This is a genomic window from Mycolicibacterium mageritense (assembly GCF_010727475.1).
Taxonomy (GTDB): domain Bacteria; phylum Actinomycetota; class Actinomycetes; order Mycobacteriales; family Mycobacteriaceae; genus Mycobacterium; species Mycobacterium mageritense.
Map to the genome: position 1 here is coordinate 7,891,386 of NZ_AP022567.1, position 19,642 is coordinate 7,911,027.

Consider the following 19,642-nt stretch of genomic DNA (forward strand, 5'->3'; position numbering starts at 1 on the left):
CAGTGAGCAAGATTCTCGTCGGTTCTGCACCCGACTCGTGGGGCGTCTGGTTCCCCGACGACCCCAAGCAGACGCCGTACACCCGGTTCCTCGACGAGGTCGCCGAATCCGGTTACGAGTGGATCGAACTGGGGCCGTTCGGTTATCTGCCGACCGATCCGCAGCAACTGCTCGACGAGCTGGGTTCGCGCAACCTCAAGCTCTCGGCCGGAACGGTGTTCGAGCACCTGCACCAGGATGATTCCTGGGACGCCGTCTGGAGCCAGATCGAGGACGTCGCAAAGCTCACCGCGGCGGTCGGCGGCAAGCACGTCGTCGTGATCCCGGAGATGTGGCGCGATCCCGCAACGGGCGCCGTGCTCGAGGACCGCAACCTCACCCCCGAACAATGGCTCAAGAAGACCCGGGGCATGAACGAACTGGGCAAGGCCATGTTCGAGAAGTACGGTGTGCGTGCGCAATACCATCCGCACGCCGACAGCCACGTCGACACCGAGGAGAACGTCTACCGCTTCCTCGACGGCACCGATGGTGAGTTCGTCAACCTGTGCCTCGACACCGGGCACATCAGCTATTGCGGCGGCGACAACATCGCGATCATCCGCCGCGCCCCCGAGCGGATCGGTTACCTGCACCTCAAGCAGGTCGATCCCGAGGTCCGCGCCAAGGTCGAGGCCGAGGATCTGCCGTTCGGTGAAGCCGTCAAGCTGGGCGCCATGACCGAACCACCGCTGGGCATCCCGGAGATGCCGCCGCTGCTCGCCGAGATCGAGAAGCTCGGCATCGACGTGTTCGCGATCGTCGAGCAGGACATGTATCCCTGCGAGCCCGACGCCCCGCTGCCCATCGCCAAGCGGACCCAGTCCTACCTGGGATCGTGCGGTGTTCCGTCCGTGAAGTTCCGCTAGGAGAGCAATGTCCGACCTCCGTATCGCCGTGCTCGGGGTAGGCATCATGGGTGCCGACCACGTCGACCGGCTGTCGTCCCGCATCTCCGGTGCCCGGGTGACGGTGGTGAACGACTTCCTCACCGAGAGGGCCGAAGCCGTCGCCGCCGATATCCCCGGTTGCCGGGTCATCAGCGACCCACTCGACGCGATCGCCGATCCCGATGTCGACGCCGTGGTGCTCGCGACGCCCGGACCGACTCACGACAAGCAACTGCTCGCCTGCCTGGACCACGGCAAGCCCGTGCTGTGCGAGAAGCCGCTGACCACCGATGTCGAATCGTCCCTCGAGGTGGTCAAACGCGAGGCCGAGCTCGGCAAGCGCCTGATCCAGGTCGGTTTCATGCGTCGCTTCGACGAGGAGTACAGCCAGCTCAAATCCCTGCTGGACGCGGGCGAGTTCGGCACACCGTTGCTGTTGCACTGCGTGCACCGCAATCCCGCCGTGCCGCCGAGCTTCGACAGCTCGATGATCGTCAAGGACTCTCTGGTCCACGAGGTGGACGTGACACGATTTCTGTTCGACGAGGAGATCACGTCGATCCAGATCCTCAAGCCCGCCACGAATCCCGGTGCACCCGAAGGAATTCAAGATCCTCAGATCGCGATCCTGCGGACCGCGTCGGGCAAGCATGTCGACGTCGAGTTGTTCGTGACCACCGGCGTGGCGTACGAGGTCCGCACCGAACTGGTCGGCGAAACGGGTTCTGCGCTCATCGGTCTGGACATCGGGCTGATCCGCAAGGGAGCGTCCCACGGACGATCAGGATCGGCGACGTGGGGCGGCCAGATCACTCCCGGGTTCCGGGAGCGCTTCGGCCGCGCGTACGACATCGAGTTCCAGCGGTGGGTCGACGCGGTGCGCTCGGGCGCCGACAGCGGAAATTACGTGGACGGCCCCGCCGCGTGGGATGGGTATGCGGCCGCGGCGGTGTGTGCCGCAGGCGTCGAATCGCTGCGCAGCGGTGAGCGCGTCGACGTGCAGATGGTGGCCCGCGACTCCATCCCCGGCGCTTGACAGACGGCCCGGCCGCCACAGTGACACCAGCACGTCTGATCGCCACCGCGTGGACCAGCGCGGGCAACATCTCGCCGGTCGACGTTCCCGCCGTCAGCCCCGTACCCATCGTCGAACGGGTGCGCGCGGTGGCCGACGCGGGTTACTTGGGCCTCGGATTGGTGGCCGACGATCTGGCGGCCCTTCGGGAATCGATCGGCTTCGCCGGCCTTCGCGATCTCGTCGCCGACGCCGGGCTCACCCACGTCGAGATCGAACTGATCGAGCGCTGGTGGATTCCGCGAGGCGGGCCCGGCCATTCGTACGCCGTGCGGGATCTGCTGTTCGAGGCCGCCGACGTGCTGGCGCCCGCGTTCATCAAGATGGGCTCGGAGCAGGGGCCTCGGACACCCCACCCGGAGTCGCTGATCGCACCGTTGCGGGTGTTGGCCGACGAGGCCGCGGCACACGGAACCCGGCTGGCGATCGAGACCATGCCGTTCTCGATCATCGAGACCGTGCCGATGGGCGCCGACATCGTCCGCGCTGCCGGGCATCCGAACGTCGGACTCTTGGTGGACGCCTGGCACGTGTTCCGCGCGGGAACGTCCCTGGACGAGTTGAGCACCGCGTTGACGCCCGAGATGGTGTTCGGTGTCGAACTCGACGATGCTGCCGACGCTGTGGTGGGATCGTTGTTCGAGGACACCGTCGACAACCGATTGCTGTGCGGCGAAGGCACATTCGATCTTGCCGGCCTGGTGGCACTGCTGCGCGATCTCGGTTTCGACGGCCCGTGGGGCGTGGAGATCCTGTCGAGGCAGTTCCGGGCACTGCCAGTGCCCGAAGCGCTCAAACTGGCGGCCGAATCAGCGCGCTCGGTGCTCTGATCCGCCGGATCGCCGGATGCGGGGCTGCGGTTACCGGGGCCCCGAACGGGACCAACCCCACACCCGGCGACGACCCGGTCAGAGGATGTAGAGCATCTCCTGATATGTCGGCAACGGCCACAGGTCGTCGGCCACCAGACCCTCCAACGTGTCCGATGCGGCACGGACGTCCGCCATCGCGGGCAGCAGCGTGTCACGGGCGTTGACAGCCTCTTCCAGCGCGCTGTCGCTGTGGTGTGACAGTCCGGCCTTCAGCGCCGCCAAGGCCACCGACAATGCGCTGATGGGCTCTGAAACCTGGTGCAGCAGAGTCATGTCCGCCTCGATGCCGGCAGCCTTGAGGGTCGCGACATTGTGGGCGAGCTCGGTTTGATACCGGATGGCGGCCGGCAGGACCACCGTGGAGGCCAGCTCGAGCGCGAGCTTCGCCTCCACGCCGATCGTCAGCGCGTACTGCTCCAACCGGACCTCGTAACGGCTGTGCAGCTCCCGCTCGTTGAACACTCCGTACTTCTCGAACAGCTCGACGGACTCAGGCGCGATCAGCGCAGGCAACGCGTCCAACGTGGTCTTGAAGTTGGGCAGGCCCCGGCTGGCGGCTTCGACCTGCCAGTTGTCGGAGTACCCGTCGCCGTTGAACACCACCGCGCCGTGTTCGGTGATGATGTCGGTGAGCAACTTCTGCACGGCCGTGTCGAACTCTTCACCATCGGCAATCGCCTGCTCCAGCAGCGTCGCAATGTGGTCGAACGAGTCGGCCATGATGGTGTTGAGGATGATCATCGGCACCGCGACGGTCTGCCCCGAACCGGGGGCGCGGAATTCGAAACGGTTGCCGGTGAAGGCAAACGGGCTGGTGCGGTTGCGGTCGCCCGGGTCGGTCGGCAGTACCGGCAGGGTGTCGACGCCGATGATCATCGAGCCCTTGCCCTTCGACGATGTCGCCGCGCCCTTGGCGATCTGCTCGAACACGTCGGCCAGCTGATCACCGAGGAAGATCGAGATGATGGCCGGTGGCGCTTCATTGGCGCCCAGCCGGTGGTCGTTGGTGGCCGAGGCGACCGAAACACGCAGCAGCCCGGCATATTTGTGGACCGCGCGGATGACCGCCGCGCAGAACACCAGGAACTGCGCGTTCTCGTGGGGAGTGTCGCCCGGAACCAGCAGCGATCCGAGTTCGGAGTTGCCGACCGAGAAGTTGACGTGCTTGCCCGACCCGTTGACGCCCGCGAACGGCTTCTCGTGGAAGAGGCATTCCATGCCGTGCTTCTTGGCGATGGTCTTGAACACAGTCATCAGCAGCTGCTGGTGATCGGAGGCGAGGTTGGCCCGCTCGAACATCGGCGCCACCTCGAACTGACCGGGTGCCACCTCGTTGTGCCGGGTCTTGGCGGGGATACCGAGCTTGAACAGCTCCCGCTCGGTGTCCATCATGAAGCCCAGCACCCGCTCGGGTACCGCACCGAAGTAGTGGTCGTCGAACTCCTGGCCCTTGGGTGGCTTGGCACCGAGCAGTGTGCGACCCGCGTTGATGAGGTCTGGCCGGGCCAGGAAGAAGTGCCGGTCGATCAGGAAGTACTCCTGCTCGGGGCCGCAGAACGATACGACCTTCTCCAGGTTCTTGTGACCGAACAGCTTCAGGATGCGCTCAGCATGTATTCCCATGGCCTGTTGGCTGCGCAACAGCGGGGTCTTGTAATCCAGCGCTTCGCCGGTCATCGATACGAAAACCGTTGGGATACACAGCGTGTTTCCGTTCGGGTTCTCCAGGATGTAGGCCGGGCTGGTGACATCCCAGCCGGTGTAGCCACGTGCCTCGAAGGTGCTGCGCAGGCCGCCCGACGGGAAACTCGACGCGTCGGGCTCACCCTGGATGAGCGTCTTGCCTGCGAATTCGGCCAGCGTCTGGCCATCGGAGACGGGTTCCAGAAAAGAATCGTGCTTCTCGGCGGTCAGCCCTGTCATGGGGTAGAAGACGTGTGCGTAATGGGTGGCACCCTTCTCCAACGCCCAGTCCTTCATGGCCGCGGCGACCGCGTCGGCCACCGAGGGATCGAGCTTGGCGCCCTTCTCGATGGTCGCGACGACGGATTTGTACACCGATTTGGGCAACCGCGCCTGCATTTCGGCCTTCGTGAAAACGTTCGCACCGAAGATCGAGCCAGGTGCCTCGCCGGGCACGAAACTGATCGCCGGTGGCACGTACGCCTCGACATTGGTGATGGCCTGAAGACGGGCCGCGTTTCCGCTCAATGGACTTCCTATCGCTACAAGTGCGTGACCGGCCCACAGTAGGAAGACCCGATGGCGGCCCTGTTACGCAGACGTCAAGGACGGAATACTCGCGTCAACATTGCGTGTCGGTGTGGTCGGCAGCCGCACAGTCGGGTGCACACACCGCAGCGATCCCAGCGGAGGACAATGGAGCCATGTCCGCCCGCAACGACCAACGCACCACGTCCTGATGGGCCGCGTCACCGCGCGCCGCCGCGCGCATCACGTCACCGCCGATCAGGCCGTCGTACGGCCCGAAACCCTGGTGGTCGAGGAGCCGCTGGAGATCCGGGTCAACGGCACTCCGCTGACCGTCACCATGCGTACCCCCGGCTCCGACGTCGAACTCGCGCAAGGATTCCTCCTGACCGAGGGGGTCATCCGGCGCCGCGACGATGTGCTGACGGTGCGGTACTGCCGCGGCGCCAACGAAGACGGCGTCAACACCTACAACGTGCTCGACGTGACCTTGGCCGCCGGCGTTCCGGCACCGGCCGTCGACGTCACCCGCAACTTCTACACCACATCGTCGTGCGGGGTGTGCGGCAAGGCCTCGCTGGAAGCGGTCCGGCTGATCAGTCAGCACTGCCCCGGTGACGACCCGACATCCGTCGCCGCCGAGACGCTCACCGCGATGCCCGACCAGCTCCGCGACGCCCAGAAGGTCTTCGCGACCACCGGTGGCCTGCACGGGGCGGCGCTGTTCACCGTGGACGGAAAGATGTTGGTGGTCCGCGAAGACATCGGCAGGCACAACGCCGTCGACAAGGTGATCGGCTGGGCCGTCGAGCAGGACCGCATCCCGTTGACCGGGACGGTCTTGCTGGTCAGTGGCCGCGCGTCGTTCGAGCTCACCCAGAAGGCCGTGATGGCGGGGATACCGGTGCTGGCCGCGGTGTCGGCGCCGTCATCGCTGGCCGTGGACCTCGCGAGCCAGTCCGGGCTGACGCTGGTCGCATTTTTGCGCGGCGAATCGATGAACGTCTACACCCGTCCCGATCGTGTCAAGTACTAGCCGCTGACGCGCGTTCTACCGGCAATCTCCACCCGATCTCCACGCAACCTCCAAGCCGCTCCCCGCGGTGATCGCCGACGATCGATTCGCCCGATTCACCGATCATCGCGAGGGAGCAGCCACGATGGCAGACATTCTGATTGCGTCACTGGGACCGTTGGGCCACATCGGCCCGCTGCTCACGGTCGCGCAGGGCCTGGTGAACCGAGGCGACCGGGTAACGGTTCTCACCGCAGCACGCCACGCCCCCGCGATTCGCGGTGTCGGCGCAACCCCGGTGGCACTACCCGTCGAAGCCGACCTCGACGAGACCACCCTGGACGCCGAGAACCCGGGCCGCGCCGAGACGTCGGGTATCCGGCGGGTCAACTTCGACATCGTCCGGTTCTTCGTGGCACCGATGGCACATCAGGACAGGGCCCTGGCGAAGCTCTTGACGCAAAAGCACTTTGACGCCGTCATCGCCGACTACGGCTTCTTCGGCATCCTGCCGTTCGTGCTCGGAGATCGGGCCGGCCGGCCGCCGATCCTGGCGTATTCGACGACGCCGTTGATGCTGACGAGTCGCGACACCGCGCCCAGCGGGCTGGGTTTGGCACCGTCATCCACCCGGCTCGGCCGGCTGCGCAATCGCGCCCTCAACACGCTGACCCAGCGGGTGCTGTTGCGCGAGGCGCAGCGCGCCGCCAACAAGCAGCTGGATCGGCTGAACGCTCCCCCGCTGCCGTGCTTCATCCTCGATGTCGGCATGCTGTGCGACCGGCTGATCGCACCGACGGTCACCGAGTTCGACTATCCACGAAGCGATCTGCCGGACACCGTGCGATACGTGGGCGCCGTCCATCCCGCCCCGACCCGGGATTTCCGGCCACCCCCGTGGTGGCCGCAGCTCGATCTGGACCGCCCCGTCGTCCACGTCACGCAGGGCACCGTCGACAACGCGGACCTGAGCCGACTGCTCGAGCCGACCATCGAGGCGCTGGGCGACGAGGATGTCACGGTCGTGGCGACCACCGGTGGCCGGGATGTCGGCCTCCTGAAGATGCCACTGCCGGCCAATACCTTTGTCGCCGAATATGTTCCACACGACGTGCTGCTGCCGAAGGTCGATGTGATGGTGACCAACGGCGGCTACGGTGCCGTCCAGCGCGCGCTGTCCTGTGGCGTCCCACTGGTGGTCGCGGGCGACACCGAGGACAAGCCGGAGGTGGCCGCGCGGGTGGCGCGGGCCGGGGCAGGCATCAACCTGCGCACCGGAACACCCTCGCCGGGCGCCCTCCGCAACGCGGTGCGTGCGGTGCTCAACGACGATCGTTATCTCGACGGCGCACGCAATCTGGAATCGGCCTTCGCCCGGCGAGACGGTGTCGCGGAGATCGCCGCGCTGGTCGACGAAGTCATCGCCGAACGCGGCCGCGTGGTCACCCGATGAGTTGCGCCGATCCGTTCTGCCGCCCGCCGCCCCCGCCGAGCAGACACTCCGGTACCCGGAACGGCGACGTACCGGGTACCTATGTGTCTGCTCGCGAAGAGGACGGAAACATCATCGCGGCGGCGCCGACCGCACCGGCCAGATTGCCCAGCTTCGATGCCACAATGACAGGCTCGCAGGCGAACTCAGCGCTCCGCTGAAGCTGCCGTCGCATCGCCGTGCCGTAGAGGTCCAGGTATTGGGCCACCGATCCACCGATGACGACGTCGTCAGGGCGAAACATGCTCAACAGCGTCGCCAGCCCCACGCCGACCCGCGCACCGAAGGTCTCGAACAGCGCACGCGCGTCGGCGTCCCCAACCCGGGCCGCCCGGGCGATCTCCTCGGGATCTCCGCCGGCCAACGCCTCCAGTGCGGTACGCGACGCGAGCTGCTCCCAGCACGTCGTCAAGCCGCAATAGCACTGCACAGCTGGACCGTTCACCGACAGGTGCCCCAGCTCGGGATGACTGCCGTCGGCCGCGCGGTACGGGTGGCCGCGCACGAGCATGGTCACACCGATCCCGGTGCCCAGGGTCACCATGAGCATCGCGGCACTGCCGGCCCTGGCGCCGTAACGATGCTCACCCAACGCCGCAGTGACAGCGTCGTTCTCGATGTGGCACGGCACCCCGAACCGATCAGCCATGATCGCGGCAATGGGCGTGCCGGAGTAGGCGGGCAGGGTCGCCGGGTTACGGATGATGCCGGACGAGTCGACGGGTCCGCTTGCGCCGATGCCGATGCCTGCGATCGGTGCGTCGACCAACGAGCCGACCGAATCTATCAGGGCAGCAACGGCTTCCGTGCCTTTGGCGCCACGCACTGTGGGTGTCGTCACATCGGCGCAGACGTGGCCCTCGGCATCGAGCACGACGATGCGCGTGCCCGTGCCGCCCAGGTCGACACCCACATAGCGACTCATAACGAGGCGGTGATCTTGCTGCCGTATGCGAAGGCTCCGGGGGTGATCCCGCGGGCACGGGCCACCGCTACCGTCAGGTGTTGCGCCACCAGTGCGCCGTGCGCCAATTGTGCAAGCAGCCCCGAGGGCCCGGGAATGTTCGGTGCCACACCGTCTGCCGTCCCCACGGTGACCACGGCCGAACCGGTCGCCAGCAGGTCAGCGGCGAGTTGGTTCAGTGGAGCGTTGTCCCGATCTCCGTTGAACAGCACGGCGGTCAGCCCAGGTCCGGCGAGTTCGAGTGGGCCATGCCTGAATTGACCGCCGGCGTATCCGTCAGCCGGGATCTTTGCACCTTCCTTGGTGATCAATCCCGCGTACAGCGACGTCGCGGCGTGGTCGTTGAATCCGACGTACACGAGCCGGCTGTCAGCCGCGGCAATCTCAGCGGCCAACTCGTCGAAGAACGTCGGCACGGCGAAGCCCGCCACCGCGTCCACCACCGCGACCGCGTCAGGCCCGGGGGCGCCGGCCACGATGTCGGCCAAGAGCTGATGTGCGGCGAGGGTGTTCAGGTAGCTCTTGGTGCTGACGGTCGCCTCTGATCCGCTGTGCAGGTCGACGACGACGCCGGCCTGGCGGCCCAGCGGGCTGTCGGAGTCGTTGGTCACGCCAACAAGGGCTTCGGGCGAGACGCTGTCGAGCAACGCCACCACCTCACCGCTCGCGCCGGATTGCGACGTCATGACCAGCAGGGTGTCGGGCGTGATCAACTCGGGCGAATCGAGCAACTGCCCGCTGTCCACCCACCAGGTGGGCCGCCCGGTCGCGACGATGCGCCGCCACGTCGGTAGCGCGGCGTAGTGCGATGAGCCCATACCGGTCAGCACGATTCGGCCGTAGTCGTGGCGCAGCACCTGCGCGAGCGCACCGGACACCGGCTCGGCCAGGAAGGCGCGCAAGGCGTCGGGCTGGTCGGCGATGTCAGATTCGAACGGGGTTGGCACTACTGCTCCTTGCTGATTTCGTTGTACACGGCGACCGCGTCGGCGGGTTTGAGACCGACGATTCCCGCCGCGATGCGGGCGCCGATCATCGCGGTCGGCAGGTTGATGTTGCCGCGGGTGATGCTCGGCATCACCGAGGCGTCGGCCACGTAGAGCCCGTCGGCACCGTGCACCGCGCCGGTGCCGTCGACGACAGCGGAGCGATCCTCGGCCGGGCCCATCTTGCAGGTGCCGGCCGGGTGGCAATAACTGGCGATGTGGCTCAGCGGATCACGCTCGGCGTTGGCCTGGGCACCGAGGACCGCGGCCAACTCGGCATCGGCGGTCATGGCGCCCAGCAGGTCAAGCGCCTCGCCGAGCACCGCGAGATCGTGGCCCGCGGCATCGGTGCCGTACCGGTGGTCGATGTGCAGTGTCGAGTCCGCGTCTGTTCCGGTAATGCGCACCACACCTTGCGATTTGGCCCGCATGGCGCCGCCGTAGAGGCTGATCGGCGGAAGTCCGGGATGGCCGCTGTTGGCTCCGGCGACCATGAAGACGTGCATGTCGTACGGTCCGTCGTCGCAGTGTGAGGACCGTGCCCGGCCGAGGCTCTGCTCATCCGGATTCCAGTCGAGTTCGGCGAGGTCATCGAGCAGGCCCTCCTTGCCGTGGAAGTCGAGTTGCACGCAGGCGTGGTCGAGCAGGTTCTCCCCCACACCGGGCAGGTCGAGCACCGGCGCGATACCGAGTTCGCGCAGGGGCGCCGCTGCACCGACACCGGAGCGCTGCAGGATGGCCGGCGAGTGATACGCCCCGCCCGCCACCACGACCCGGTTGGCGCGGACCACGGTGCCGCCGGTGAGCTCCACTCCGACAGCACGGGTTCCGTCGAACAGGATGCGATGCACCGGGCTGTCGCCGACCACGCGCAACCGGTCGAGATGACGCACCGGATCCAGGAAGGCGAACGCAGCGTTCCACCGCACACCATCCACGATGTTGACCGGCATCGGCCCGATTCCGGGCCCGGCCTCGACGTCGTCGAGGTCATCCGCCCACGGCAGCCCTGCCCGCACTCCGGCTTCGATGAATGCTCTTTGGGCGCTGGTCAATTCGTCGGTGCGGTAGCGCCGCACCCGGAAACTCTGGTGCACCCAGTCCAGCATCGGCACCACGAGTTCGGCATCCCAACCGGGATTGCCCTGCCTGGTCCAACCGTCGTAGTCCTCACGGGCGCTGCGCGCCGCTGTGCACCCGTTGTGCGATGAGCAACCGCCGATGATCCTGGCCCGCGGGAGGTCGAATCCCGCTCCGGCGCCGTCACGCAAAACCCAGTCGTGCGACAGCGGAATCGCCTTGGCACTGAGCATATCCGCGGGCCAGCGCCCGTCGGCGAAGCTGCCGTAGTCCGGCCCGGCTTCCAACAGCAGTACCGATTCGGTTCCCACGGCCGCGAGCATGCCGGTGAACGCGGCACCTCCGGTGCCGCCGCCGACCACGACGGTGTCGACTTCAGTGGGCAGGGTGTGGCTCATGCAGTTCCTTCTAAGCGATATGGGGGGTGATACCGATCACTTCGAGCCCGTGGCGCTGGTCTGTGGGCAGGTTCGCGTCGGTGTAGATCTGGTCGGCGGCGTCGACGGCCGCGACCCGTGCGAAGGCCGTCTGGCCGAACTTCGTGGAGTCGCAGGCGACCATGCATCGGGTGGACGAGGCCAAGGCAGCGCGTTTCACGGCGGCGTCATCCTCGTTCCATTCGGTGATCCCGGCGTTCAGGTCGATCGCAGACGCCGTCATCACGAAGGTGTCGAATCGGTAATCGGCCAGCATGCGTTCGGTGGCGGGACCGACCAACGACTGCTCGCCGTGCCGAATCAACCCCCCGGGCAGCATCACCCGCGTGGCGGGCGATGCGAGTAGCACGTCGGCGACGCGCGTGTTGAGGGCGCACACCGTGAGGTTTCGGCCGACGAGCTCCTCCGCGATGGCGACACCGGTCGTGCCGCCATCGAGGATGACAGTCTCTCCATCGGACAATGCACCCGCCACGCTGAGCGCGATCGCCTTCTTCTCCTCGGCGTTGAGCCTCGCCCGCATGGCGAACGGTGGCTCGAAATTGCCGCTCTGGGTGCGTGCCGCACCCCCATGGGTGCGACGCAACAGCCCCTCATCCTCCAGCTGTGCGAGGTCGCGGCGAATCGTCATGTCCGACACCGAGAACCGTGCGCTCAGTTCGGCAATGGTCAATCGACCACGGTTGTCGAGCAGTTCCAGGATGTGGCGCTGGCGTTCGGTCGCGTTCATGGGGGTTCGCCTATCTGTCGTCGTTCAGTTGACGTCGGGCAGTTCGCCGGCATTGGCCATCCAGCCGCGCTTGCCCGGTCGCAGATTACGGCCGAACAGCACGGCAACACCGAACAACAGGTAGGTCAGCGCGATGAACGGTGCGAAGGCCACCGGCGGGTCGGGCAACGGGACGATGCTCTTGTAGCCGATCGTCAGCAGTGCGGCGGTCGAGATCAGCGGGCACACCACGAACGGCAGAATCTTGAATTCCTCGGGGTGCTTTCGCCGGAAGAAGAGAAATGCCGCGATGTTCGCGAGGATGAAGATCGGGATGTAGACGAACGTCCCGGTGGTGCCAAGCATGTTGAACAGGTTGTACGGCCCCAGCGGCAACCCCACCAGCACCGTGATGACGATGGCGACGATCGAGGCCAGGTACACCGCGGCCACCGGAGTGCCATGGGACTCGCTGACGCGGGCCAACCGGTCAGGTAACGCCCCGGTGCGGGCCATCCCGAAGATGGTGCGCGTGGCGCTCGTGGTGCACGCGATGCAGACCCCGAGCCCCGAATTGACCAATGCGATCAGAATGATCAGCGAGCCACCGTGCCACAACCGGTCGGCGAGCACGAATGCCGGCGCGGTCGGCGAATCGGCCAGTGCGGCAAGGTTGTCAGTGCCCCAGCCGATTTGCAGACCCCAGGCGCACACGACGTAGAACAGTCCGATCAGGGCCAGCGAACCGCCGATGGCCTGCGGCACCAGCCGCTTGGGGTCGCGGGATTCCTCGCCGACCGCGGCTGCCGATTCGAATCCGGTGAAGGCGAAGATGGAAAGCACGATCGCGAGGAAGAATCCGGAGCCGGCACCGATGTAGCTCGGGTTGAAGCCGTCCAGGTTCACCCCTCCCGGCCCCGGATTGAACACTCCGGTCAACGAAAGACCCAGGCCGACTGCGATTTCGAAGATCGTCATGACGACTAGGAAACGGATCGAGATGACGATACCGCGGTACGCGCACGCGAAGCAGACCACCAGGATGGCCAGCGCGTACACCCACCACGGCACCCCGATGCCGTACTTGGCCGACAGTTCGTCATGCAGCACAGCGCCGGTGAAGGCAGCCAAGGCCGCGGGCACCACGGTGACCATGACGGCGTAGAGCCAGCCGGTGATGAAGCCCCAGCGAGGCCCGATGCCGTGGGAGATGTAGGTGTAGAAGCCGCCCGCGGACGGCAGGTGACGGGCCAGTCCCGTGATCGGCACCGCGATGGTCGAGCACACCAGGAAGGCGGCCAGGTACGTGAGCGGCGCGGATACGCCGGCCTGGCTGGTGGCGAAGCCGATGGTGTAGAAAATGCCGAGCGTCGGCGAGATCTGCGCGATCGACTGCATCAGCACGCCGGCGAGACCGATCGAACCTTTCCGCAGGTCGGTATGCACGACCCTTGCCTCCGTCGTTGCCATGTGGCCTCCAAGTTCACGGGATCGGTGTTCGCTCGAACACCATCAGTGATCATCTTCACGTGCTAGATGTTCGGAGTCAATAGTTTTGTTCGTAATCATGTTCGGAATGTGCGATCTCTGTGTGCACTTTCCTGCTCGCGCAGCATGCGCACACGAAAAAGCCCCCGCCGTAGCGGGGGCTTTTTCGACTGTCCTGGGGGTCAGGCGCTCTTGTCGCGGCGCTCGGACCGGGAAGGCTTGCGCGGCACGATGGTCGGCAGCACGTTGTCCTGCACGGTCTCCTTGGTGACGACCACCTTCGCGACGTCGTCGCGGCTCGGGATGTCGTACATCACCGGCAGCAGCACCTCTTCCATGATGGCGCGCAGGCCACGGGCGCCGGTGCCGCGGTGGATGGCCTGATCGGCGATGGCCTCGAGGGCGTCGTCGGTGAACTCCAGTTCCACGCCGTCCATCTCGAAGAGGCGGGTGTACTGCTTGACCAACGCGTTCTTGGGCTTCGACAGGATCCGGACGAGCGATTCCTTGTCCAGGTTGGTCACCGACGCGACGATGGGCAGCCGGCCGATGAACTCGGGGATCAGACCGAACTTGATCAGATCCTCGGGCATCACCTCGGCGAAGTGATCCTGGGTGTCGATCTCGGCCTTGCTGCGCACCTCGGCACCAAATCCGAGGCCGCGCTTGCCAACTCGGTCGGAGACGATCTTCTCCAGACCGGCGAAGGCGCCCGCGACGATGAACAACACGTTGGTGGTGTCGATCTGGATGAACTCCTGATGCGGATGCTTGCGACCACCCTGCGGTGGCACCGAGGCCTGCGTGCCTTCGAGGATCTTCAGCAGCGCCTGCTGCACGCCCTCACCGGAAACGTCGCGGGTGATCGACGGGTTCTCGCTCTTACGGGCGATCTTGTCGACCTCGTCGATGTAGATGATGCCGGTCTCGGCGCGCTTCACGTCGTAGTCGGCGGCCTGGATCAGCTTGAGCAGAATGTTCTCGACGTCCTCACCGACATAGCCGGCCTCGGTCAGCGCCGTGGCGTCGGCGATGGCGAACGGCACGTTGAGCATCTTGGCCAGGGTCTGCGCCAGATACGTCTTGCCGCAGCCCGTGGGCCCCAACATCAGGATGTTCGACTTGGTCAGCTCGACGGGCTCGGACCGCGAGTCCCGCGACTTCTCCTGCGCCTGGATGCGCTTGTAATGGTTGTAGACCGCGACGGCCAAGGTCCGCTTGGCGGTGTCCTGGCCGATGACGTAGCCCTCCAGGAACTCACGAATCTCCGCGGGTTTGGGGAGCTCGTCGAGTTTGACGTCGTCAGCGTCGGCGAGCTCTTCCTCGATGATCTCGTTGCAGAGGTCGATGCACTCGTCACAGATGTACACGCCGGGACCGGCGATGAGCTTTTTGACCTGCTTTTGGCTCTTGCCGCAGAACGAGCACTTCAGCAGGTCACCGCCGTCTCCAATGCGCGCCATGGTGGTGAGGCCCTACTCCCTGTTCGCAGTCGGTGTTGGTCTGGTCGGATGGGTCGCTTCGAAATTCCGTCAGGTGTTACCCCGACGCTACCCGCTTGTTCCGGCGTGATGCGACCGATAATGCCGAATCGCGTCGGTGGTATTTAACTGTGTTCGCGACAACATATCCCCTGACTCGCCGCGGCGCCGTGTGTACGGGCCACGAACTGCTGGCGTGTCGCGCCCCGACTCGCGATGCGCCGCATCAGGCAGACTGCGCGGACAACTTCCGGTATTCGAGCACCGTGTCGATGATCCCGTACTCCTTGGCCTCCTCGGCCGTGAGGATCTTGTCGCGGTCGGTGTCCTTGCGGATCTGAGCCGGATCCTTACCGGTGTGGCGGGCGAGCGTGCTCTCCATGAGGGTGCGCATGCGCTCGATCTCGGCGGCCTGGATCTCCAGGTCCGAGAACTGGCCCTGGATCACGCCCGACAACGCAGGCTGGTGGATGAGGACGCGGGCGTTGGGCAGCGCGAGCCGCTTGCCGGGCGTGCCCGCGGCCAGCAGAACCGCGGCGGCCGACGCGGCCTGACCCAGGCACACGGTCTGGATGTCGGCCCGCACGTACTGCATGGTGTCGTAGATCGCCATGAGCGACGTGAACGAACCACCGGGCGAGTTGATGTACATGGTGATGTCGCGGTCGGGATCCAGCGACTCCAGCACCAGCAGCTGGGCCATGATGTCGTTGGCCGAAGCGTCGTCCACCTGCACGCCGAGGAAGATGATGCGTTCCTCGAACAGCTTGTTGTACGGGTTGGACTCCTTGACGCCGAAGCTGGAGTGCTCGATGAACGACGGCAGGATGTAGCGCGCCTGCGGCTGGACGCGCGGATCCAACGACGGGTGGGTCATATCGGTCATGGCTTGACTCCGTTGATGTTGGCGCTGGTGATGATGTGGTCGACGAACCCGTACTCAAGCGCTTCCTGCGCGGTGAACCAGCGGTCGCGGTCGGAATCGGCCTCGATGCGCTCAATGGTCTGCCCGGTGAATTCGGCGTTGAGGCGGAACATCTCCTTCTTGATGACCGCGAACTGCTCGGCCTGGATGGCGATGTCGGCCGCGCTGCCCGTCACGCCGCCGAGCGGCTGGTGCATCAGGATCCGCGCGTGCGGCAACGCGTACCGCTTGCCCTTGGTGCCCGCGGCGAGCAGGAACTCACCCATCGAGGCCGCCATACCCATTGCGTAGGTGGCGATGTCGCACGGCGCCAGCACCATGGTGTCGTAGATCGCCATGCCGGCGCTGATCGAGCCGCCGGGCGAGTTGATGTAGAGATGGATGTCCTTGGTCGGATCCTCCGCCGACAGCAGCAGAATCTGCGCGCACAGCCGGTTGGCGATGTCGTCGTCCACTTGGGAACCCAGGAAGATGATGCGCTCGGAGAGCAGTCGCTCATACACCGAGTCGACAAGGTTGAGCCCCTGCCCGGCGCCACGCATGTCAGTCACGACTGGATACCTGCTTTCTTCTACGTCTTTGGTAAACGCATTGGTTCTACGACGACACTAACCACTCCGGGCGGCCGTGCACTCCCGTACACGGGCGCGTTCGCTCACAGCGTCACTTGGACGCGGTGTCGTCCGACTCATCGGCGTCGGCGGCCTCGTCGTCACCGGCCTCGGCAACCTCGTCGGCCTGCTCGGATGCCGGCGGGCCGAAGAACTCGGTGGTGTCGATCACAGTGCCGTCGGTGTCGCTGACGGTCGCGGCGTGGACCACCGCGGCGATGGTCAGCCCGCGCCGGACATCGGCGAACATCGCGGGCAGCTGGTTGTTCTGCGACAGGATCTGGATCAGCTGCTGGGGCTCGATGCCGTACTGACGCGACATCAGCACGAGCCGCTCGGTGAGGTCGTTCTGGCCGACCTGGATGTCGAGCTTGTCGGCGACCGCGTCCATCAGCAGCTGGGTCTTGACGGCCTTCTCGGCGTTGGACTTGTTGTCGGCGTCGAATTCCTCGCGGCTGCTGCCCTGTTCGGTCAGCGCCTCGTTGAACTTGTCCTCGTCGTGGTCGAGACCGTGGATCGCGTTGTGCAGGGTCTCGTCGATCTGGGCCTGCACGATCTTCTCGGGCAGCGGCACCTCGGTCTGCTCGAGCAGTTCCTCGATCGCCTTGTCGCGGATCTGCTCGGCCTGCTGCACGCTCTTGGCGCGCCGCACCTGATCGGTGAGGTTTTCCTTGAGCTCCTCGAACGTGTCGAATTCGCTTGCCAGCTGGGCGAATTCGTCATCCGGCTCGGGCAGCTCGCGCTCCTTGACCGACTTGACGGTCACGGTCACCTCGGCGTCCTTGCCAGCGTGCTCACCGGCGGCGAGCTTGGTGGTGAACACCTTCGACTCGCCGGCCTTCAGTCCCTTGATGGCGTCGTCGAGACCCTCGATCAGCTGACCGGAACCGACCTCGTGCGACAAGCCTTCGGTGGCGGCCTCGGGAACCTCTTCGCCGTCGACTGTGGCCGACAGGTCGATCGAGACGAAGTCCCCCTCCTGGGCCCCGCGCTCGACGCCGGTCAGGGTGCCGAAGCGCGCGCGCAGCGACTGCAGCTCGGCGTCGACCTCCTCGTCGGTCACCTCGATCGGGTCGACCGTGATCTTCAGCGACTCCAGGTCGGGCAGCGTGATCTCGGGACGAACGTCGACCTCGGCGGTGAACGCCAGCTCCTGGCCGTCCTCCAGCTTGGTCACCTCGATCTCGGGCTGGCCCAGCGGCTTGACGTCGGAGGCCGTGACGGCCTCGCTGTAGCGGCTCGGCAGCGCGTCGTTGACGACCTGCTCCAGCACCGCGCCGCGGCCGATGCGGGCCTCCAGCAGCTTGCGCGGGGCCTTGCCGGGCCGGAAGCCGGGCAGCCGGACCTGCTTGGCCAGCTCCTTGAAGGCGCGGTCGAAATCGGGCTCAAGCTCGGTGAAGGGCACCTCCACATTGATGCGCACCCGCGTGGGGCTCAACTGCTCGACCGTGCTCTTCACTGTTCTTGCTCCTAGATAGTTCTGTCGTACTGGCGGGCGAGTCGGGGTGACAGGATTTGAACCTGCGGCCTTCCGCTCCCAAAGCGGATGCGCTACCAAGCTGCGCTACACCCCGTGTGGCGTGACGATCCGCTGCGGCAAAACCCGCGAACGGACCACGCGAGATACTACGTGCTGACGACACGGAGCATTCAATTGGATTTGATTCGGGGCGTGCCGGTACAGTGCTGGTGCTGCACATGCGGGCGTAGCTCAATGGTAGAGCCCTAGTCTTCCAAACTAGCTACGCGGGTTCGATTCCCGTCGCCCGCTCCACGCGCTACCTGCGGAGACGCGGTAGCGGCCCGCCAGGGACTGAGTTCTTGTACCCCGGCTGTACCCCGAATCGGGGTGATACGCCCTCAGCCCGGTGTTGCCATTGGGGCTCCTGAGCAGGGAGTAACCCGTGTTGCGTCGGCTCAGCTCAACGCCACCCCGCACCCGCGTGTCGCATTGCATCGAACAGACGTTCGTCTACCGTGAATGGCAGTCGGGCTCGATTGCAGAGCCCTGAAAAAAATGCCGCCAAAAGGCGGACAAAAGGACTCGAAGAATGACGACGACCGACGACCAGTGGGCACCTCTCGAACTTGGAGAAGAAGAGGTCGAGGTGTTCACGGCGCTCCGCGAGGATGTGCCGGACTACCTCTACCGGTCGCTGTGGACATGGATCTTCGATCGGTTCTCGACGTCTGGCTCGACGCAGATGACTCGGATCTTCAATCCCCGCCTAGCGCGGGAATGTGAACGAGTGCTGAAGATCTCAATCGCAGACAGTGGCCCGTACGCCGACGAGAGTTTTCACGCCGTCCAGAACGCAGTCCGGGGCCCAGACCTTTTGACCTGGCGGCTGGTCGACTTTCTCGCGTCGCAACTTTATCGCCGGAACGGAGCGATTGACGAGCTCGGAAAGATCCTCGTCCAATCAGGAGCCGCTTGGGATATTGGTGACCGACAGGGCAAGTCCGGACTTGTCCGCCGAGTACCCCAGGGAGTCAAGGCCGCTGCCGAAGCGGCGTTCCAAAAGCCCAATGCCGGCAAACGGCTTGCCATCGCGTGGGAAGACGCGTTCGGAGTCAACCCCAACCCGTCGAAGGCGTACTGGTTCGCCGTAAAAGCGGTCGAGGATGCTAGTGCTCCCGTGGTCATCCCGAACGACCCAGGACCCACCCTCGGCAAGGTCATCAGTCGAATGGAACAGGGCGGCCAATTCAATCTGCCCCATCTCCGCGAAGATCCCAGGGCTGCCACTCATGAGGTGCTGATTGGCATGATGCGGATGCTCTGGGTCGGGCAGTACGACCGCCACGGGGGACTGCCACAGTCCCCACTGCCGGATGACGTCACGCAGAAGGAGGCTGAATCGGCGGTCCTGCTGGCGGTCAACCTGGTTGGTTGGTTCGAGAGCGGACACGTACAGCAGTAGTGCTTGACCGCAGTCTGACCCCGAAGCAGTGCGACGACCAACGGAGGTTCGGTTGACATCTTTCCCGGAAGAGCAAGTCGAGATGCACATCGCCGACGTCCTATCCGCCGGACCTGAAACGAAGGCAGCCGTCAGGGTGGTGCGCCTCAAGGCCCGCGACCTCAATGACACCCATATCGGCCAGTGGATCGGCGGCAACGAAAATGGCTACAACTTCGGCATGAAGATCTTGAAGGTCCAGCACGTCAACGAGGGCACGGCCCCAGGAGTCAGCGTGTGGTATCGGAAGTCTGAGCTGCCTGACGGTACGCCCGCAATGGACTCCAGGATGCACGTCCCGTTCGATACCGACCTCGAACTCATCGAAATGATGGCCTGGTAAACCCAGCTAGTCGCACCTCAACCCCACAGCGGCACAACATTTTCCCCGTACCTCGGCGCAG

General features: G+C 65.5%; 17 protein-coding genes and 2 tRNA genes. 8 read left to right on the forward strand and 11 right to left on the reverse strand.

Annotated features, from left to right (window positions below; translation table 11 throughout):
• Positions 1-2 precede the first annotated feature (2 nt).
• The 3 genes from G6N67_RS38125 to G6N67_RS38135 are packed head-to-tail and all read left to right on the forward strand — an operon-like array spanning position 3 to position 2,834.
• Entirely contained in the window at positions 3-908 is a 906-nt protein-coding gene (locus tag G6N67_RS38125; RefSeq protein WP_036442561.1) for a sugar phosphate isomerase/epimerase family protein, read from the forward strand.
• A gap of 7 nt (positions 909-915) precedes the next feature.
• Complete coding sequence (locus G6N67_RS38130; RefSeq protein WP_036442558.1) at positions 916-1,965, forward strand: Gfo/Idh/MocA family protein; 1,050 nt, start codon at positions 916-918, stop codon at positions 1,963-1,965.
• 20 nt (positions 1,966-1,985) lie between these two features.
• Entirely contained in the window at positions 1,986-2,834 is an 849-nt protein-coding gene (locus G6N67_RS38135) for a sugar phosphate isomerase/epimerase family protein (RefSeq protein WP_179976789.1), read from the forward strand.
• Positions 2,835-2,912: 78 nt separating this feature from the next.
• Here the strand turns inward: G6N67_RS38135 and G6N67_RS38140 are convergent, their stop codons facing one another.
• A complete protein-coding gene (locus G6N67_RS38140) occupies positions 2,913-5,087 on the reverse strand; it encodes a glutamine synthetase III family protein (protein WP_036442553.1) in 2,175 nt (724 codons plus the stop codon).
• Positions 5,088-5,298: 211 nt separating this feature from the next.
• Here G6N67_RS38140 and fdhD point away from each other — a divergent pair, with 211 nt between their 5' ends.
• Positions 5,299-6,123 carry a formate dehydrogenase accessory sulfurtransferase FdhD gene (fdhD, locus tag G6N67_RS38145; RefSeq protein WP_036442550.1) on the forward strand — a complete coding sequence of 275 codons (825 nt, stop codon included), beginning with the start codon at positions 5,299-5,301 and terminating at the stop codon, positions 6,121-6,123.
• 124 nt (positions 6,124-6,247) lie between these two features.
• Positions 6,248-7,555, forward strand: a complete 1,308-nt coding sequence (locus tag G6N67_RS38150) for a glycosyltransferase (protein ID WP_036443320.1) — start codon at positions 6,248-6,250, stop codon at positions 7,553-7,555.
• A gap of 79 nt (positions 7,556-7,634) precedes the next feature.
• Here G6N67_RS38150 and G6N67_RS38155 read toward each other — a convergent pair whose 3' ends face one another.
• The 10 genes from G6N67_RS38155 to G6N67_RS38200 all read right to left on the reverse strand — a co-directional run bounded on the left by G6N67_RS38155 (position 7,635) and on the right by G6N67_RS38200 (position 17,849).
• Positions 7,635-8,519 carry an ROK family protein gene (locus tag G6N67_RS38155; RefSeq protein WP_036442548.1) on the reverse strand — a complete coding sequence of 295 codons (885 nt, stop codon included), beginning with the start codon at positions 8,517-8,519 and terminating at the stop codon, positions 7,635-7,637.
• Positions 8,516-9,505 carry an SIS domain-containing protein gene (locus G6N67_RS38160; protein ID WP_036442546.1) on the reverse strand — a complete coding sequence of 330 codons (990 nt, stop codon included), beginning with the start codon at positions 9,503-9,505 and terminating at the stop codon, positions 8,516-8,518. The genes G6N67_RS38155 and G6N67_RS38160 overlap by 4 nt, the downstream gene beginning before the upstream one ends.
• Complete coding sequence (locus tag G6N67_RS38165) at positions 9,505-11,022, reverse strand: GMC family oxidoreductase (RefSeq protein WP_051579302.1); 1,518 nt, start codon at positions 11,020-11,022, stop codon at positions 9,505-9,507. Before G6N67_RS38165 ends, G6N67_RS38160 begins: the two co-directional genes overlap by 1 nt.
• Before the next feature lie 10 nt (positions 11,023-11,032).
• Positions 11,033-11,791 (reverse strand): DeoR/GlpR family DNA-binding transcription regulator, encoded by a 759-nt coding sequence (locus tag G6N67_RS38170; RefSeq protein ID WP_036442543.1) that lies wholly within the window; start codon positions 11,789-11,791, stop codon positions 11,033-11,035.
• Between the two features lie 24 nt (positions 11,792-11,815).
• Positions 11,816-13,240 carry an APC family permease gene (locus G6N67_RS38175; RefSeq protein WP_051579301.1) on the reverse strand — a complete coding sequence of 475 codons (1,425 nt, stop codon included), beginning with the start codon at positions 13,238-13,240 and terminating at the stop codon, positions 11,816-11,818.
• A gap of 200 nt (positions 13,241-13,440) precedes the next feature.
• The gene (gene clpX / locus G6N67_RS38180) at positions 13,441-14,721 is read right to left on the reverse strand and encodes an ATP-dependent Clp protease ATP-binding subunit ClpX (RefSeq protein ID WP_036442541.1); all 1,281 of its coding nucleotides are present in this window, start codon (positions 14,719-14,721) and stop codon (positions 13,441-13,443) included.
• 244 nt (positions 14,722-14,965) lie between these two features.
• Positions 14,966-15,625, reverse strand: coding sequence for an ATP-dependent Clp protease proteolytic subunit (locus G6N67_RS38185; RefSeq protein WP_036442539.1), 660 nt, complete (start codon positions 15,623-15,625; stop codon positions 14,966-14,968).
• The gene (locus G6N67_RS38190; RefSeq protein ID WP_036442537.1) at positions 15,622-16,206 is read right to left on the reverse strand and encodes an ATP-dependent Clp protease proteolytic subunit; all 585 of its coding nucleotides are present in this window, start codon (positions 16,204-16,206) and stop codon (positions 15,622-15,624) included. Before G6N67_RS38190 ends, G6N67_RS38185 begins: the two co-directional genes overlap by 4 nt.
• 121 nt (positions 16,207-16,327) lie before the next feature.
• Positions 16,328-17,734 carry a trigger factor gene (gene tig / locus G6N67_RS38195; protein ID WP_036442535.1) on the reverse strand — a complete coding sequence of 469 codons (1,407 nt, stop codon included), beginning with the start codon at positions 17,732-17,734 and terminating at the stop codon, positions 16,328-16,330.
• Between the two features lie 41 nt (positions 17,735-17,775).
• A tRNA-Pro gene (locus G6N67_RS38200) sits at positions 17,776-17,849 on the reverse strand.
• Positions 17,850-17,975: 126 nt separating this feature from the next.
• Here G6N67_RS38200 and G6N67_RS38205 point away from each other — a divergent pair.
• The 3 genes from G6N67_RS38205 to G6N67_RS38215 all read left to right on the forward strand — a co-directional run bounded on the left by G6N67_RS38205 (position 17,976) and on the right by G6N67_RS38215 (position 19,581).
• Positions 17,976-18,049 (forward strand) — tRNA-Gly (locus G6N67_RS38205).
• A 277-nt stretch (positions 18,050-18,326) separates the two neighbouring features.
• Positions 18,327-19,199, forward strand: coding sequence for a hypothetical protein (locus G6N67_RS38210; protein ID WP_036442533.1), 873 nt, complete (start codon positions 18,327-18,329; stop codon positions 19,197-19,199).
• Between the two features lie 52 nt (positions 19,200-19,251).
• Positions 19,252-19,581 (forward strand): hypothetical protein, encoded by a 330-nt coding sequence (locus tag G6N67_RS38215; RefSeq protein ID WP_131524877.1) that lies wholly within the window; start codon positions 19,252-19,254, stop codon positions 19,579-19,581.
• Positions 19,582-19,642 lie beyond the last annotated feature (61 nt).